The following is a 15,767-nucleotide window of genomic DNA, read 5'->3' on the forward strand; positions in this document are numbered from 1 at the left end:
TGAAGGATATTGTTAGTAATGAATACAAACTATAAATCACAAGCCTTTTTCAATCTTATGGAGCAGGTATTAGCCACCAAGTTAAGTGAACTTTTTTTCATTCTTGATGAGCAATTGAATATCCTTTTTATTAATGATAGTGCAAAACAAATATTTCACTGCGCCAATAATGAGGTGCATCAAGTCAATTTTTCGACCTTTTGTACCCAACAACACATAGACCCCAAACTCTTAGCTTTTGTTCATCAGGGTCAAAACGCCAAGAGTAAAAAACTTATTTACCAAGGCATCGAATTAAACTGGTCTTTTGAAACGATCGAATTTGAAGATACCAAGTACTATTTAGTGCAAACCCTCAATTTTACTCAAAGCAAAGACAAGGAAACCATCCATAATTTAGAGTCTCTCATTGAAAACATGCCGTGTAATGTCTACTGGATGAATAAAGAGTGTCTTATGGTGGGTTGTAATCAAAACGTACTCAATATGCTTCAAATGAACAAAGAAGAATTTATCGGTAAATCCTACGAAGATCTATCTCAACTCTGTCAGTGGCCAGAAGGGTTAGCAGAAAAACTTAAAAATGACGATTTAACCGTGATTAATAAGGGAGTGCCTATATTAGACAGTGAAGATCCACCGATTCCCAATCCAGAGGGCTCTTCTTTTTATTTCTTAACCAACAGGGTCCCTTTATACAATCAACAAGGTGAAATTACAGGGGTAGCGGGTATTTCTACAGAGATCACCGCTTTGAAGCAGGCACGTGAACTTGCTGAGGCAGCCAACATAGCCAAAACTGAATTCATTGCCAACATAAGCCACGACATCAGAACGCCTTTGACGGGGGTTATTGGTCTCTCTGAACTCTTAGAGCAGAGTCTCAATAACCAGGAGGATAGAGATAAAGCCCACATGCTCCATGACAGCGGTAAAGAGCTATTGCATATGCTCAATGATATTTTAGATGATGTGCGTGCTGGAAATCTACGAGAAACCGACGTTAAAACAGAATCGTTTGACCTGCACCAGTGTATTGACGATTTAATTCGTTTGGAAACCCCGGCTACCTCGTTAAAGCACTTGGCTTTAAAAGCTCATATTGCACCAGAAGTACCTCGCTATATACGCAGCGACCGCAATAAAATTCATCGAATTTTATTAAATCTTCTGGGCAACGCCATTAAATTTACTCAGTCTGGATGCATTACCTTATCGATTGAATGCCTGCACTGGGGTGAATCGACAGTACATTTAAAATTAGGGGTATCTGATACCGGAATTGGAATCCCGGAAGAGGTGCAATCTCAAGTATTCCAACGCTTTTTTAAAGTGAGCTCCTCGTATAAAGAAATTTATACAGGCCATGGCATGGGCTTACACATCGCCCAATCTTATGTCACCTTATTAGGAGGACATATCACTTTGACCAGTAAGGTAGGGGAAGGAACCACTTTTCATTTTGACGTGCATTGTCCTTTAGGTGAAGCCCCAGCCCTGAACAAAGTACAAGCATCACCCGTTCCTCCTTCGAAAGCGGTCTCAAAAAAAGCCCATCTTTTATTGGTTGAAGATAATGTCATTGCCTTAAAAACTCTGGAAATGATGCTCTCCCAAGAAGGTTACTCCTTTATTTCTGCCACATCTGGAGAGGACGCGTGGACTTTGCTACAAACAAATCCGGTGGATTTAATCATTACGGATATTGGTTTACCGGGTATCTCTGGGACACAATTAAGCACGCGAATTCGCAATAAGGAGCGTACCTTAAATCAATCCATCACTCCTATCATAGGCCTAACAGGCCATGCGAAAGAAACTGCATGGGAAGAATGTCAGCGTGCAGGAATGAACGATGTATTAAGTAAACCAGCATCAATCAACAGGTTAGAACAATGCATCCATCGAGTACTAACTTCAGCTTCGTTAGTACATAAAAATGACCCTGGTTTGGATAAACCACTTTTTTTGGGAGCAGGTTTACCCAAAACCAAAGAAGAGCTCTTTCAATTAGATGCTTTTGCTCTATTCGATGAACAACGTGCTCTGACGCATATTCAGGATCTAGACTTACTTACAACACTCTTGAATACCTACCTCTCCGATGAAATACAAAAAGACATTCATCAAATGAAGCTAGAGTACCAACATTTAAATTGGCATAAAGTAGAAGAGCTCGCACACAAAATCAAAGGTGGAGTAAATTATCTGGGCATCCTTAAAATGAGTTATGCGTGTCAGTATCTTGAGCGCTATTATAAAGAAGGACACCGCTCATTACTGGAGCCGCTCTATCTGCAGCTCATTAAGGTGAATGAAGAAACGATAGAAGCCTTAAATCGATGGCTTAATCGCTAAAATGCGTATTTACCAAAATTCTCATCAACAGAGGGTATTATGGCTAAATCAATTTGGAAAGGCGAAATTTCATTTGGACTTGTATCTATCCCTGTGTCCTTAGTATCTGTAGAGGAAAATAATGACCTAAAGTTTCATCTCCTTGATTCAACAACAAACTCCCGCGTTAGGTATCAACGTGTTAATGAAGACACCGGGAAAGAAGTTCCCTGGGAAAATATAGTTAAAGGCTGGGAATATGAAAAAGGCAGTTACATCATTGTGAATGAAGGGGCGTTTCAAAAAGAAAGTCCTGATGTGTTTCAATCAAGTAATATCGAGGAATTTGTTGATTTGAAAGAAATAGATAACCTTTATTATTCAAAACCCTACTACCTGCACCCTGGAAGTAAAAATAAAAAAGCTTATGTTCTTATAAGAGAAGCCTTAAAAATACAAATAAAGTAGGAGTAGCCAAGGTAATTATTCGGACAAAAGAATCGTTAAGTCTTGTTATTCCACACGATCACGCATTACTTTTATATTTAATCCATTTTGCAGACGAAATCCGCGAAGAGGAAGAAGTAAATGTTCCCCGAGAAGAACTAAAAACCTATAAAGTTACTGACAAAGAAATTAAAATGGCAGAGGCCTTAATTAAAGACATGTCCACCGCCTGGAATCCTGAAAAATACCATAATGAGTACCGCGAAACGATGCAAAAATGGTTAGATAAGGAAACAGCGAAACTTAAAAAATCAGGCAAAAAAGTTTCCAAAGCAGCTACTCAAAGTCGCGATTCAGTAGTTGACTTCATTGCTTTACTTAAAGAAAGTATGGTCGTATCTATTGGATAAACTTCTTTGTTTTTTCATCAAACATGAAAGATAGCGTTTCAGAAAAATTTATGCATGAGTTGGTTGAAGGATACACCTCGAAGGCAATTGAGTTATTTAAAGAATATTGCATTACCGAAGGCGAACAATGTGTAATGGAAGAGACTGTAGATAAATTTGTGTAACTGTCTATCATAGCAGCCTTAAAGGCTAAGGATAGACAGTAATGAATAGAGAAGAGTTAGAAGCGTTTGCGCGAGAGGCAGCTAAGAGCCTAAAGACTGAAAAAGATCTAAATGATTTCAGCCGGATGCTATCCAAAATAACCGTTGAAGCAGCATTGAATGCTGAACTCGAAGAGCATTTGGGATATGGCAGGTATGAAAAGCAAGGTTCAACTAATAGTCGCAATGGATATACCCCTAAAACGCTTAAAACAGAAGATGGGGAGTTTGAGCTGTTAACCCCACGAGATCGAAATGGGTCTTTTGAACCACAGCTAGTCAAAAAACATCAGACCCGTCTTACCTCAATGGATGACAAGATTCTGAGTCTTTATGCCAAGGGAATGACAACTCGCGACATTGTATCACTATTCAAAGAGATGTATGACGCAGATGTTTCCCCCACGCTCATATCCAAAGTGACTAATGCGGTTATTGAGCGGGTTATAGAGTGGCAATCCAGGCCTTTAGAGCCGATTTATCCCATCGTATATCTCGATTGTATTGTAGTTAAAATCAGACAGGACAAACAGGTCATCAATAAAGCCATTTATCTTGCTCTAGGTGTCAATCTTGAGGGGTACAAGGAACTCTTGGGTATGTGGATATCTGAGAATGAGGGAAGTGAGCTTCATCTACGGGATCTATTAAAAAGTACTGGTAATTTGTTTAAGAGCTTACCCGTGAAATATACATTTTCTGGTAATACTTCACTCCACTAGACACTATAGTCCCTTTAATAGAGACATCATAACTTTCGTAGGGCGAAATTTGAGTTGATGAGTTCCGGCACGCAACATCAACAACTGAAGAATAATCACATATAGAATAATCTACAGTAATAACCTGATTTCTCTTATTAATTACACTAGACTTTGCCATAGTGGCAAAACTCGAATTAACCTTCGCGTTGTGTAGTGAGCTTACTTGAATAGAATTCAGTAGATAGTCACTGGGTAACGCATATACAGATGAAATCGTTGCGATGAGCAATACAATGGAAAGCATTTCCTGTTTAACAGAGTAAAACATTTTTGGGCCTTTGTACTTGTTAAGATTTGGTAGATTTAAATCCACTTATATTCTTATCCCTTGTTTTAGTGCAGCCATTAATGCCATTCCTTCCTCCAAGTCAGCATCCAGCTCAGCTAAATTTAATGACGAAGAAACTAGATATGATTTCTCTCTTACTCTTTGCTGCTCCATAAATACACTATGCCTTTGGAGATAACTGGCAGTAAGGACTCAAACCAGGAGTTTTTATGGCTCTACACACCTTTGGTAGAACCCTAAACTGGCACGTACATCTTCACGTGTCTGCAACCCAGGGCGGATTAACCAAAGACCATCAATGGAAAAGCCTTTTTTTCAAAAAGAACACCCTCATGACCATGTGGCGTTATGCACTCATTACTTTTTTAAGGACGCAGTATCAACAAGGAACTCTTACTAAATCTCTTGAGATGGGAAACCAAAGCATGAGCACCATGCTGACACAGCAATACGCTAAATACTGGCAAGTCCATTGCGCCAAACCCCATAAAAATCCTAAAAAAGACATCGAATACTTAGGGCGTTACATCAAACGGCCCGCCCATTGCCAATTCCCGACTGGTACATTACAACGGAACTTCTCTGCTCTTTAAGTTCCTTAATCATCGAACCAAACAAACTCAATATACTGAGCTGCATCCTTTTGATTTTATTAATCGCTTCATTCAGCATTTGCCTGAGAAAGGATTTCGACTCATTCGATACTTTGGATTTCTTGCTAATCGCTTGCGTACTCAATTACTGCCTGTTGTCTCGTCTCTATTTAACCATCAACCCAATCCAAAACAACGTTCCTGGGCTTTGCGAGTCAAACACCAATCAAGGAGCAATCCGCTCGATTGCATCCTCTGTAAACAGGACATGCGGTTGTCTTTCCTGCTCTTTAAGCTCTCCTCCAGACAGCTGATGAATTACACCTCGCAAATCGCCCTGCAAAAACCCATTCGCATCAACTAACGGGATTACTTCGTCTTTTTTTCAAAAATACGCTCTTTAAGAGTTGTTTTTGGATTAAATTTACTCTTAGATCTATTCCTTCTCCCTGCATCACACCAAAACCATCGATAAACCAAGACAATTTTACTGTACAAAATAAATCCGTTGGCCTTTTGAATTTCCTATAACCTCAAGTGAAAAATTGTAACATAATTCCAAATTGTTCTATACGTGGTAATCTATAATTAATTATTTATAAAAATATACCACCACGAGTGAGTACGTTATGAAATTTTCAACCATATTAAAACTGATGTGGATATGGCCACCTTTTTGGGGAGCCGGGATCAGTGTAAAAAGTTTTAGCCCGGATTTCACCAACATTGTTGTACAGATGAAAATGCGCTTTTGGAATAAAAATTATGTAGGTACCCACTACGGTGGCTCGATGTATTCCATGACGGATCCCTTTTACATGCTGATGTTTATGCAATTATTGGGTAAAGGATATATCGTCTGGGATAAATCCGCTTCAATACGTTATAAAATACCCGCTAAAGGTACAATTTATGCCAAATTTTCACTCACCTTAGAACAGGTTGAGAAAATTCGCCAAGAAGTAGAAGAAAAGAAAAAGATTCAGCCTGAATTTTTGGTCGAGATTACTAATGAAGCCGGTGAGATCGTTGCTGAAGTGACTAAAACTATTTTTATTGCTAAAAAAGAAACAACTACTCAGAGGACCTAAGAAAACACTGAACGTTTTACGACAAGGATTCCTGCACACTACACAATGCATAACTGAACTCCCGCAGCTTGGTCACAGGAGTTCAGGAAAGTAGTTACCCTTATTCACATAGGCGGCAGATGCTGCGTCGCTATATATGAAAATTGATTCATTAAATTTTCTTTCTCTTTCTGTTGAGTAGCTTTTACCAGATCAAGAGCAGTGTTCCCCTCCCCATCAAGAAGAGCAACATCAAAATAAGGTAATAATAACTCAAACATCTTGGTATTAGAGCTTTTAGCCGCAATATGAAGAGCATTCTGTGATTTACTATTTTTTTGATTAAAATCACTAGCTTCTAATAAATATTTTGCTGCCTCAATTTGATTATGCGTCACCGCCGTTAATAAAGGAGTCATCGAAAAATTATCTTTACCATTTAAAAGATGCGGATCAATGCCTTTAAGAATTTGTAGAATAGAGACAAAGTTTTTAGATGCAGCCATATGAGCAACACTTTCATTTAAAAATGTTTTTTCCGAAATATCTTTTGTGGGGAAGAGCAAAAGAAGTGCTAAACTTTTCGCTTCATCATTTTGGTCACGAAAGATCATATGAACAGGAAACAATCCTAAACTCTTTGTTGGCTGACTTAAGGCACCATAAGCACGCAGCAAGGTAACTATTTCAATTTGCCCATATCTACAAGCAAAATGAAGAGCGCTTAAACCATAAACATTAGCCTGATTTATTATTAATTTAAGCTTTTCAGGGCTTAGGTTCAATAAAGTCGCTTCGATAAACTCAATGACACCGTGCTTTGCCGCATAGGATAGTGGATCTAAATTATCTAATTCATCGTGTACAATCTCTAAGTCATATTTTTTTAACATTAAGCGTTCACGTGGAGACATATAGCTCATCCTAATTCGAATTATTCTTCGACTTTTTATGTTATACATTAAATATAGCAAATAAGATTTGCTCCCGCGGTCAAGCTGCGGAAATCAAAAGCATTTTGCAATATAACCCAAACAAATTGGTGGACCACGAAAGGCTTAACAACCGCTACGATTAACTCCTTAATCCAAGCTTTTAATAAAAATATCCACAAACTCGGCAAATTTTTCTGGATATTCTATTTGCGGCAAATGACCACACTCAGAAAAACAGTAATACCGTGCATTGGGAATGTACGCCGCAAGCTGTTTTACCAACCTCTCCCGAAAGACCAAATCTTGATCGCCTGCCAAAACCAGCGTTGGCACATTAATTTTCTGGGCCCAAGAACTTGAATCAAATTTATCTAACGCAGCGTACTGTGCTTCAAAACCTTTCTCAGTAACTGGATATGGGTTTTTCACTCCCATCTGTATTAAGACCTCCAGCATTCCAGGCTGAGCGAGAAACTGATAAGAAAAAAACCAACTGCAGGCTATTTTGATTAGAATTTCTTCTGCGACATTGCTTTTCCGTAATTCACGAAATGCCTCCAGATAAATTTGAAATGGTGCACGAGGAGTTAGAACAGAGTTAGAAAGTGTCGCTGATTTTACTAAATCACGATGACGCATCATCAGCGTTTGCAAAATAAAGCCCCCCATGGAATTACCCACAAAATGCGCGCGCAAAATCCCTAATGACTCACACAACGCGGCAACATCGTCCGCCATTTGCTCGATACTGTATGGGCCCTCAGGTGCATCGGTTTGCCCTGCCCCTCGATTATCAAATAAAATAACCTGATAATCCTTGAAATAACCTACTGTCGCATTCCATACAACATGATCTGCAGTAAATCCACCTATGAATACCAGGGGCTCTCCCTGGCCATGAGTTTCATAATACATTGAAATATCATTAACTTTGATATGAGGCATAAGCATCTTCCTTAAATAATCAACTACCAAACGTAAACGTATATATTTTAATTCCCGGTTCTGTAGCAATAATTTCTAAATCACCGCTAGAAAATTGTGCTTGGCTTAGTGCCTCATAAATTGAATATTTATCAACTAAAATACTTTTTACCAGATTATGGTTAAGCACTACATTTACTTTAATTGCTTTGCCAGTATTCGTTCCCATAACTAAAAATACCTTACGGGCATTAAAGTGTATTTTCAATGCAGCCGCTGCTTTTGCAGCGGTAATGCTATCTGCATTAACTTGCCATGCTCCGTCTAAAGCCCAACTATTCTCGGCTAATTGCGACGGAAATTGATATTGAACAACCTTATCCTTTATTAGTTTAGGACTAAAATTAGAATCTGCGCGTTCATATCCTAAATAAGTTTCTGGCGTTTGGGATGTATAGGCGATTTGTGCGGGCCCATTTTTAAAGGTAGTCAATTCGTTAATACCTAATAAATAACGAATATTATTCTCCGTAATGTCATAATCCCCTTCACCAAAATGCTCATAAACCACTTCTCCTTTTTTATTTATTAAATAATGAGCAGGCCAATAATGGTTTTTAAAATTAATCCAAGTGCCATACTGATTATCAAGTGCAATCGGATACCGAATATCATTTCGTTGAACCGCGGCACGGACATTTCCCACATCCTTTTCAAAATCAAATTCAGGCGTATGTATCCCAACAATAACCAAGCCTTTGTCATGGTATCGGTTATACCAAGCTTTAATATAGGGCAAAGTACGCAAACAATTGATGCAAGAATAGGTCCAAAAATCAACCAACACGACCTTTCCTTGCAAATCATTTAACTGCAAGGGGACTGAATTGATCCAGGTGGTAATTCCATCAATCTGTGGAGCCGGATATGGGCGCCATAGGCCATCAATTAAAGCATTAGACGTTTTAACTCCAGTCTGTGCGGTGGTCGATGATGCGGACGTATTTTCGAAATAAACCATATACACCACGCTGGCAATCACAATTGCACCTAGTAATTTACGAAACAATGCTGCGCGCGTTTTAAAAAATGTAAAAGCACCTATTATTTTTTTCCCATAGAGGGAAATAATAAACATAGGGATAACGGCCCCTAAAGCAAAAGCCAACAAAGTGAAAAAGCTCAGCAGCGTCGTTTTTTGTACTACAGTTTGTACAATAATGGCAGCCAAAATGGGGCCTGCGCAGGGAGTCCAAATAATGGCGATCAACCCACCCAAAAGAATCCCATTTAAAAAGCCTCCTTCGGCCTTATTCAAAGAAGAAAAAGTCGAACCTGCCTGAGCAAATTTTTGGGTAATCCTGCTGAATTGTTCGGTTAAATAATCTGAAAGCATAATCAGGCCAAGACACAACAGAATAAGATAACCAAGGGTGCGCATGAGCTCAAAATTAATTCCAAAATAATGCGCTAACTGACGCGAAAAAAAAATTAATAGAGCAAAAAATAAAGTAAAACCTGCGATCATACCCACAGGCCGCTTTTTAGAACCTGTCAGTGAAGTAGCAAGAAATACCGGTAAAATGGGTAAAATGCATGGGGAAATAATTAAACCAAATCCCTCAATAAAGCCTAAAAATATAGTGACAAAATTTGAATCCATAGCAGCTATCCCAAAGCAGTTGGCATTCTGATAGAAGCCAACTGCCTTTCCGTAGGATTAGGGGTTACTTAGTGACACTCTCTCCTGCTCGCCTTCATCATCAACTTTTATACCACCAGTCCCTTTATGTATATTTAATGTGTCTTTAACCTCATGAGAAACGTCGATGGTGCTACCCGGTGTCCCATTTACCACTAAATCGTGGTGTTCGTGAGGCTGAGCACGAACCCAAGTTGAGGGCTCCTGATTTTTTTGTGTTGCTATTTTCTTTAAGGCCTCATCCACCCGCGTAAATAAATCGTTATGCGTTAACTCACCTTTTTGAATTTTGTCGCAATCAGAATACGCCGTCCAATTTAATTTACTTAGATCCTTTGCAAACTCATATTGTTTTGCGTATGCCTCCATTCCTGGAGGCATAGTCATCTTTTGTATATTCTCAGCAGCCTGTTTCATAAGAGCCATATCTGCTTTAATATCCGCAGAGGAATATGCTCCCTCAGTTACATTATTTACAAACAACTCCAGTTTATTTCTTTTAGCCTCGTATACTTGAACCTCTTGCCTCATTTTCCCCAAAGCCTCCTGAAGTGGCTTTTCTTTGGCGCCAGGGTTAACCAAGTTCGAAACCGTTTCTTTGATGCCATTCCATATGCCCTTAACACCATCAACCACACTCTTAGCTACTTGGGCCACTTTATCAAACAATGCCCCAAAAAAGGATTGGTTCTTTTGTTTAAACTCTTTATCAATTGCTTCTGGGGTAAACTGATGGTCTACACTTTTTTCATCAGAATCGAGTACCTTGTAACAATTTACTCCATCAATATAGCCTTGAGCAGCTTTCCTAGTCTCAGGAGATTCTGTTGGTGAATCCACTGCAGCTTGTGCTTCCTCTAATTTTTTTGAAATTTGCCTTGGAGCCCCTTTACCACATGAAGTATCCAAGTTATTTACATGAGCATACTTACTTTGATAAGGATCATGGCCATGATTATAACCAATTTTGTATCCATTTTTTTCGCTGGGTCGAGCATCGTCTGTATCCGCTGCTGCTGACCATCTATTCCATATCACATTAACTAAGGGTGAGGCAGCCATTTCTTCAGGTGTTAAATTCTCTAGTCTTCCGATATTGGAAGTATCACATAATTCGTTAATGCGATTTTCTGCCACCGCCTGGCTAAATTTAACATTGATCTTATCAATGGTTGCAGCGAGTGCTTCCTTGGTTGAATCATCGTAAACTACTCCCAATGAGTTAGCCACATGTTGAATAATCTCAAAACGCACAGGCGCATGTGTAAATAAATTAATTCCGTCTTCGCTCAACGTATAATCAATGACTTTTAATGATGGTTTATATACCCTCTCTACTATCTCGGTGATATCAGACTCTTCAACAACGCCCTCTTCAACCAAAACTTTCAAACCAAGAAAAGATAGCTTATCCGGGTCAGTAACATCATTTTTTGCTTTAAGCCCCTGATTCTTAAATAGGTTCTCATATGCTGTAACAAATTCATTACTGTGATTGGAAATAGTAATATTTACTTTAACGCCATTATCACTTAATAACTCCAAAAAACGCAGAGTAAAATAGTCATTACTACCACGGTCGGCAAGCTCATCACCTATAAGGCGGACTATCGCATTTTTATCGCGAACTTCAATTTGGCCTAAAAACTGATGAAATTCCTTAACAAGATCAGGTAACATCTTCTTGCTAGCATCTATTGCTTCTTTTGCGGCAGCAATTAGCTCCACCTTCTCAGTTATAAATCCTTTCAATTGCTCTGGATTTATAGAGGCCAACTCTTTCTCTTCTTCTTGTGTCCGCGAGTCCTTAGCAGACAATTCTTCATGCCGAGCTATCTTTTGCTGATGCTTCTCTATTAAATCTTGTTTTGATTTTATAGTGAATTCGCTATTTTTTATGGTCTCAACCGCAGCCCCCATTTTGTCGTAAACATCAACAAAGCTCGCGTAGCTTTGCTCTGGGTTTTCTACGTTTGCTTTAAATTGAACAATATTATGGCGTAGTGCAAAATGCAGTAATTTAACGGCATTTCCGTGCAGATCCCCAATGGTCACAGAACCTGAGTTTCCTTCAAATTCTTTGGGGTACTGATAAATATCCACATTTTTTTGAATAACTTGGTTAACCATAATAATTCCATTAAAAAAACAATTGTGTATTAATTATAGACAAATTTAGCTTTTTTAATCAAAATGGAAAAAACATCACTCTTGACCTCATGACGATAATGGCTAAAATTCAAGGTTGGTCTCGTCGGATTATCAGTTATGGATGATATATGATTCAAGTTATACGATTTTATTTATTATTAGTTTTATTTCTCTTATTTAATCAGGCTTATGCCGCTCCACCATCTATTGCCCGCTATGCGGTTGTTGGCACCACTCGAGAAGGGACAGTCGCAGCGTTTATGCTGACCCATTTCGGCCCCTCCTCACATGCTCCTTTTGCAAGCTTAATTATTAAAAAAGCTGGAATTGAAGAGCCCTTATTTCAAGATGGCGCTTATCGGATGGACGGTGGTGAAAAAGAACTTGCCGATCTGGTTGATCACCTTCTGGAAAAGAACAGCTCTATTTTAAAAGAATATGAGATTGATATAGAAAACCAATACATCTCCGAAGCACATATGGCGATTACTGATAATCGCCAAGATTCGGTTGCCGGTTGGGTTGACATTATCAATGGAGGCACCAAAAAATTCACGGTAAAAAGTATTCCCTCTGAATATTGCTCAGATAATCCGAATTCCATTGATCTGGAGTTTTGGTTCAATGGAGTCAACAAACTCACTTTAAAACAAAAACCAGACTCCTGCTGGGATAATGGCTTTTCTATTCGCAATATCTATCAAACCCAAAAAGCATTGTGGTTTATCGTCAATAAACATGAAATCGGCTTAGCCAGCCAAAATGTGTATTTCGTGGATATTGCCGGAATTGCTTTGCGGTAGAAATACATTTTGTTTTTATTATTTGGATTACCGTGGCTAAGCCGCGGTAATTTGTGGACATGATTTAAGATACGCTAGAAAGTATCAAACCCCACATACTCTTCCCAAGGCAAATCCTCACGAGAGCAATCATTAACAATAGCCAAGCGTGGCCCTTCCTGAAGCCAAAGATATAACTGTTCTAATTTGTCCTGTGCTCCGCAAGCAAAAACCTCTACGCGACCATCAGGCAAATTACGAGCCCACCCATTGATTCCTAACTGTACTGCTTGTTCTTTCGTCGAGGCACGATACCAAACCCCTTGCACCTTACCTGAAACAAAACAATGCATGCAGGATTGATTATTCATAAAAGATTCTTATTGGTTTTATCTATAATACAGTTTATCTTATCTTAAGGAAGAAAGGAGATCAAAATGGCTATTTGGTTTAAAGAAGTTTCTCTCGAAAAGCTGAATGAATTCGGAAAAAATACCATGTCTGAATTTCTTGGTATTCAATTCACTGAAATAGGGGATAATTTTTTAAAGGCTACTATGCCGGTAACCGAACGGACTAAACAGCCGCTCGGCCTTCTGCATGGTGGAGCAAATGTTGCCTTAGCTGAAACCATTGCCAGTACTGCCGCTAATGGAGTGGTTGACTTACAACACTATTACTGCGTCGGGCTGGAAATTAATGCCAATCATTTACGTGCGGTCAAAGAAGGTACCGTTACCGCAGTAACCACCCCCATTCATATCGGCAAGACAACTCAAGTTTGGGAAGTTATTATTTGTAACGAGGCCGGGAAAAAAACTTGCATTGTGCGAATGACCGCGGCGGTTATTGCTCGGTAATAAACTGTACAAATAGATGTGAGGTGTACTATGCAGCAAAAACAAGAACTGAATAGTTTTTTTAAGCTCCTGCTCCTTGGTGATCGCGCTGTTGGAAAAACAACTTTGTTGCAAAAATTTGTCGAGGAGCTTGACCCTGATTGCTATTATGCAACCTGCGGTGTTGATCAAAAAATACGCTCGCTCTTTCTTTTTAACAAGCACCTTGATTTAAAAATTTGGGATGCGGGAGGAGAGCCAAGCCTTTGGCATCTGGTTAGAAGATACCTTCCTGATGCCAATGGCGCTCTAGTCTGCTTTGATGTAACGAATCCATTTTCATTGATAAAGATCAACAGCTACGTCGAAAAACTGCGGGAAGCACAACCGAACCTCCCTATCATGCTCATTGCGTGTAAATCTGATTTAACACAAAAGCGTATGGTCTCAAAGGAGCAAGCTCAGCAGCTGGCTCAAAAACTAGGCATTGCCTATTTAGAAACATCGGGGCTTAAAAAAAATAATGTTGATGCGGCATTCTTACAAATCACCCAACGCATGTACTTTGCGCGCATGCTCAATAATATTCATCCAACCTTAGAAAAATATTTCAATGATTATGCCAATAATCCCCCAAACCCTATTTCCAAAAAAGAAACAACGTTAAAAGAGGAATATAAGCTCCTCTTCGAACAATTGTTACGCGCCTCAAGTCTGGACGAACTAAATGATTTTTATCAAAAAACATCGAATCTAATCGATCAAGCAGATGCTCTTTTTGCAAGAAAACACCCTATTTGGAATACAATAACAACAAGCCCATTGACCTCTATGCTTAAAAAGACATTAGCCTCATTGGATTTATTAAATGCAGAGTTTAACTTTGAAACCCTAAAAGAAACTACCTTAAACATGTAGAACTAAATCTTGAGCGCAGGATAAAGGCTGAGCGGCGGCAAGCCCCAGCCACAATATAGATTGCGTTACAGCCTAACCTAAATTCAGAATAGATTCTACCTAAGTACCATTATGCACCCTAAGCAATTCGGACCATCGCGTGGTATAACAGGGGGAACGCAATTGCATGCGCGAATCCCAAGGTTTACTGCTTCCCTCCGCTGCCAGATGAAGTGTATGCCGGCCAAAACGCTGATTAATCTTATCGAGAACTGACATTAAATCCTCAGACTTTTGTAACTTCTCCTCGCTAGGCTGGTGAAATAAATCCTTTTGGACGGAGGCTTTAGGAAGTAACTCCTCAAAACAAACACCCGTTTTTTTATAATGGTGACCTGCTTTAAAAATTTGCAATAAACCTCGTTTCGCTAAATGAGTAATGGTCCGCACATCATCCGTGGGATAAGGAAATCGCAGTTCAATAGATTGAAAATGTTGAGCTAAATCTTCCCGAAATCGATTTGTTTGCACAAAAACGGACATTTGCTGTACTAATGAGTTCTGCTCGCGTAACTTCTCAACAGCGCGGGCACAATGGCTGCTTAAAGATTCCGCTACCGCGGCATATTCTGATTGCAAAGAACCAAAACTTTTAGAGGATAAAATACTTTGCCTCGCTTCATCTCGTCCAAAATCGCCACAAGAAACTCCTCGCAATTCCATAGCCGTACGCACAATCATCACATTAAAGCGTATTTTTAATAAACTTATATCCATTACAGACAGGTCATAAGCCGTATAAATGCCTTGCTGGATAAATTTTTTACTCCATTTCCGACCAACTCCCCAAACCTCTCCTATAGGAATTTGTTTTAACCATTCACCTTGATTGGCTAAATTCAAGGTAGGTACCTTCACTATCTTTTTGCACAAATAATTAGCAGCTTTAGCCAATGTTTTGCTTTTACCAATACCAATAGACGTAGGGATACCTGTATTTTTTAAAATTTTTCGTTGTAGTGACGCACAAAAAGCATCATGCTGCTCACTGGGGAGACTACTTAAATTAAGAAAAGCTTCATCAATCGAGTAAATTTCAATATCAGGCCATTCCTGTTCAATAGTTGTCATTACCCGATGTGATAAATCACCATATAAAGCAAAATTAGATGAAAAGACATGTACATCTGCCCGTTGACACAGCGCTTTAACCTTAAAATAAGGCACCCCCATGGCAATCCCTAAAGCCTTCGCTTCATTAGAACGCGCAATTACACAGCCATCATTGTTTGAAAGCACAATTATAGGTTTATGCCGCAAATCAGGCCTAAAAAGACGCTCACAAGACGCATAAAAATTATTACAATCAATTAGGGCGAACATAAAATAAAGACCTCTATGGCTGCTGCAGTATCTTGGTACAA

General features: G+C 39.1%; 13 protein-coding genes and 3 pseudogenes. 9 read left to right on the forward strand and 7 right to left on the reverse strand.

All coding sequences use genetic code 11. The annotated features are described in order from the left end of the window. The first annotated feature begins 18 nt into the window (after positions 1 to 18). From J2N86_RS11970 to J2N86_RS11985, 4 genes and pseudogenes are all read left to right on the forward strand, one after another. On the forward strand, positions 19 to 2,358 hold the full coding sequence (locus J2N86_RS11970; RefSeq protein ID WP_252579696.1) for an ATP-binding protein: 2,340 nt from the start codon (positions 19 to 21) through the stop codon (positions 2,356 to 2,358). Between the two features lie 39 nt (positions 2,359 to 2,397). Next, a pseudogene (ku, locus tag J2N86_RS11975) lies at positions 2,398 to 2,921 on the forward strand (non-homologous end joining protein Ku); the annotation flags it as partial. Positions 2,922 to 2,978: 57 nt separating this feature from the next. Continuing rightward, the gene (locus tag J2N86_RS11980; protein WP_252582464.1) at positions 2,979 to 3,194 is read left to right on the forward strand and encodes a Ku family protein; all 216 of its coding nucleotides are present in this window, start codon (positions 2,979 to 2,981) and stop codon (positions 3,192 to 3,194) included. 205 nt (positions 3,195 to 3,399) lie between these two features. Then, a pseudogene (locus J2N86_RS11985) lies at positions 3,400 to 4,059 on the forward strand (IS256 family transposase); the annotation flags it as partial. Between the two features lie 415 nt (positions 4,060 to 4,474). Here the strand turns inward: J2N86_RS11985 and J2N86_RS16120 are convergent. Then, on the reverse strand, positions 4,475 to 4,603 hold the full coding sequence (locus J2N86_RS16120) for a hypothetical protein (RefSeq protein WP_289781833.1): 129 nt from the start codon (positions 4,601 to 4,603) through the stop codon (positions 4,475 to 4,477). Between the two features lie 35 nt (positions 4,604 to 4,638). On the opposite strand from J2N86_RS16120, the pseudogene J2N86_RS16350 reads away from it, so the two are divergent. Both J2N86_RS16350 and J2N86_RS11995 read left to right on the forward strand, forming a co-directional pair. Next, a pseudogene (locus tag J2N86_RS16350) lies at positions 4,639 to 5,407 on the forward strand (IS91 family transposase); the annotation flags it as partial. Positions 5,408 to 5,672: 265 nt separating this feature from the next. Further along, positions 5,673 to 6,134 carry a DUF4442 domain-containing protein gene (locus tag J2N86_RS11995; RefSeq protein ID WP_252579698.1) on the forward strand — a complete coding sequence of 154 codons (462 nt, stop codon included), beginning with the start codon at positions 5,673 to 5,675 and terminating at the stop codon, positions 6,132 to 6,134. A 104-nt stretch (positions 6,135 to 6,238) separates the two neighbouring features. Here J2N86_RS11995 and J2N86_RS12000 read toward each other — a convergent pair whose 3' ends face one another. From J2N86_RS12000 to wip, 4 genes are all read right to left on the reverse strand, one after another. Next, positions 6,239 to 7,006, reverse strand: a complete 768-nt coding sequence (locus J2N86_RS12000) for an ankyrin repeat domain-containing protein (protein WP_252579699.1) — start codon at positions 7,004 to 7,006, stop codon at positions 6,239 to 6,241. Between the two features lie 189 nt (positions 7,007 to 7,195). Beyond that, entirely contained in the window at positions 7,196 to 7,993 is a 798-nt protein-coding gene (locus J2N86_RS12005) for an alpha/beta fold hydrolase (protein ID WP_252579700.1), read from the reverse strand. A gap of 19 nt (positions 7,994 to 8,012) precedes the next feature. After that, positions 8,013 to 9,635 carry a cytochrome c biogenesis protein DipZ gene (locus J2N86_RS12010; protein ID WP_252579701.1) on the reverse strand — a complete coding sequence of 541 codons (1,623 nt, stop codon included), beginning with the start codon at positions 9,633 to 9,635 and terminating at the stop codon, positions 8,013 to 8,015. A gap of 57 nt (positions 9,636 to 9,692) precedes the next feature. Further along, entirely contained in the window at positions 9,693 to 11,804 is a 2,112-nt protein-coding gene (gene wip / locus J2N86_RS12015; protein WP_252579702.1) for a Dot/Icm T4SS effector Wip, read from the reverse strand. Between the two features lie 149 nt (positions 11,805 to 11,953). Here wip and J2N86_RS12020 point away from each other — a divergent pair, with 149 nt between their 5' ends. Next, positions 11,954 to 12,628: a hypothetical protein gene (locus tag J2N86_RS12020; protein WP_252579703.1), complete on the forward strand. Its 675-nt coding sequence runs from the start codon at positions 11,954 to 11,956 to the stop codon at positions 12,626 to 12,628. A gap of 74 nt (positions 12,629 to 12,702) precedes the next feature. Here the strand turns inward: J2N86_RS12020 and J2N86_RS12025 are convergent, their stop codons facing one another. Further along, positions 12,703 to 12,978 (reverse strand): acylphosphatase, encoded by a 276-nt coding sequence (locus J2N86_RS12025; protein WP_252579704.1) that lies wholly within the window; start codon positions 12,976 to 12,978, stop codon positions 12,703 to 12,705. A gap of 66 nt (positions 12,979 to 13,044) precedes the next feature. Here J2N86_RS12025 and J2N86_RS12030 point away from each other — a divergent pair, with 66 nt between their 5' ends. Next, positions 13,045 to 13,467 carry a hotdog fold thioesterase gene (locus J2N86_RS12030; protein ID WP_252579705.1) on the forward strand — a complete coding sequence of 141 codons (423 nt, stop codon included), beginning with the start codon at positions 13,045 to 13,047 and terminating at the stop codon, positions 13,465 to 13,467. 30 nt (positions 13,468 to 13,497) lie between these two features. Further along, positions 13,498 to 14,364 (forward strand): GTP-binding protein, encoded by an 867-nt coding sequence (locus tag J2N86_RS12035; protein ID WP_252579706.1) that lies wholly within the window; start codon positions 13,498 to 13,500, stop codon positions 14,362 to 14,364. Between the two features lie 99 nt (positions 14,365 to 14,463). Here J2N86_RS12035 and J2N86_RS12040 read toward each other — a convergent pair whose 3' ends face one another. Continuing rightward, positions 14,464 to 15,726 carry a Y-family DNA polymerase gene (locus J2N86_RS12040; protein WP_252579707.1) on the reverse strand — a complete coding sequence of 421 codons (1,263 nt, stop codon included), beginning with the start codon at positions 15,724 to 15,726 and terminating at the stop codon, positions 14,464 to 14,466. Between the last annotated feature and the right edge of the window lie 41 nt (positions 15,727 to 15,767).

The sequence above is a fragment of the Legionella lytica genome, assembly GCF_023921225.1.
In the GTDB taxonomy this organism is placed as follows: Bacteria; Pseudomonadota; Gammaproteobacteria; order Legionellales; family Legionellaceae; genus Legionella; species Legionella lytica.

Coding starts and splice junctions, on each gene's coding strand:
- J2N86_RS11995 (WP_252579698.1), top strand. CDS start 5,673: ATGAAATTTTCAACCATATTAAAACTGATGTGGATATGGCCACCTTTT.
- J2N86_RS12030 (WP_252579705.1), top strand. CDS start 13,045: ATGGCTATTTGGTTTAAAGAAGTTTCTCTCGAAAAGCTGAATGAATTC.
- J2N86_RS12020 (WP_252579703.1), top strand. CDS start 11,954: ATGATTCAAGTTATACGATTTTATTTATTATTAGTTTTATTTCTCTTA.
- J2N86_RS12035 (WP_252579706.1), top strand. CDS start 13,498: ATGCAGCAAAAACAAGAACTGAATAGTTTTTTTAAGCTCCTGCTCCTT.
- J2N86_RS12005 (WP_252579700.1), bottom strand. CDS start 7,993: ATGCCTCATATCAAAGTTAATGATATTTCAATGTATTATGAAACTCAT.
- J2N86_RS11980 (WP_252582464.1), top strand. CDS start 2,979: ATGGCAGAGGCCTTAATTAAAGACATGTCCACCGCCTGGAATCCTGAA.
- J2N86_RS16120 (WP_289781833.1), bottom strand. CDS start 4,603: ATGGAGCAGCAAAGAGTAAGAGAGAAATCATATCTAGTTTCTTCGTCA.
- J2N86_RS11970 (WP_252579696.1), top strand. CDS start 19: ATGAATACAAACTATAAATCACAAGCCTTTTTCAATCTTATGGAGCAG.
- J2N86_RS12025 (WP_252579704.1), bottom strand. CDS start 12,978: ATGAATAATCAATCCTGCATGCATTGTTTTGTTTCAGGTAAGGTGCAA.
- J2N86_RS12040 (WP_252579707.1), bottom strand. CDS start 15,726: ATGTTCGCCCTAATTGATTGTAATAATTTTTATGCGTCTTGTGAGCGT.
- wip (WP_252579702.1), bottom strand. CDS start 11,804: ATGGTTAACCAAGTTATTCAAAAAAATGTGGATATTTATCAGTACCCC.
- J2N86_RS12010 (WP_252579701.1), bottom strand. CDS start 9,635: ATGGATTCAAATTTTGTCACTATATTTTTAGGCTTTATTGAGGGATTT.
- J2N86_RS12000 (WP_252579699.1), bottom strand. CDS start 7,006: ATGTTAAAAAAATATGACTTAGAGATTGTACACGATGAATTAGATAAT.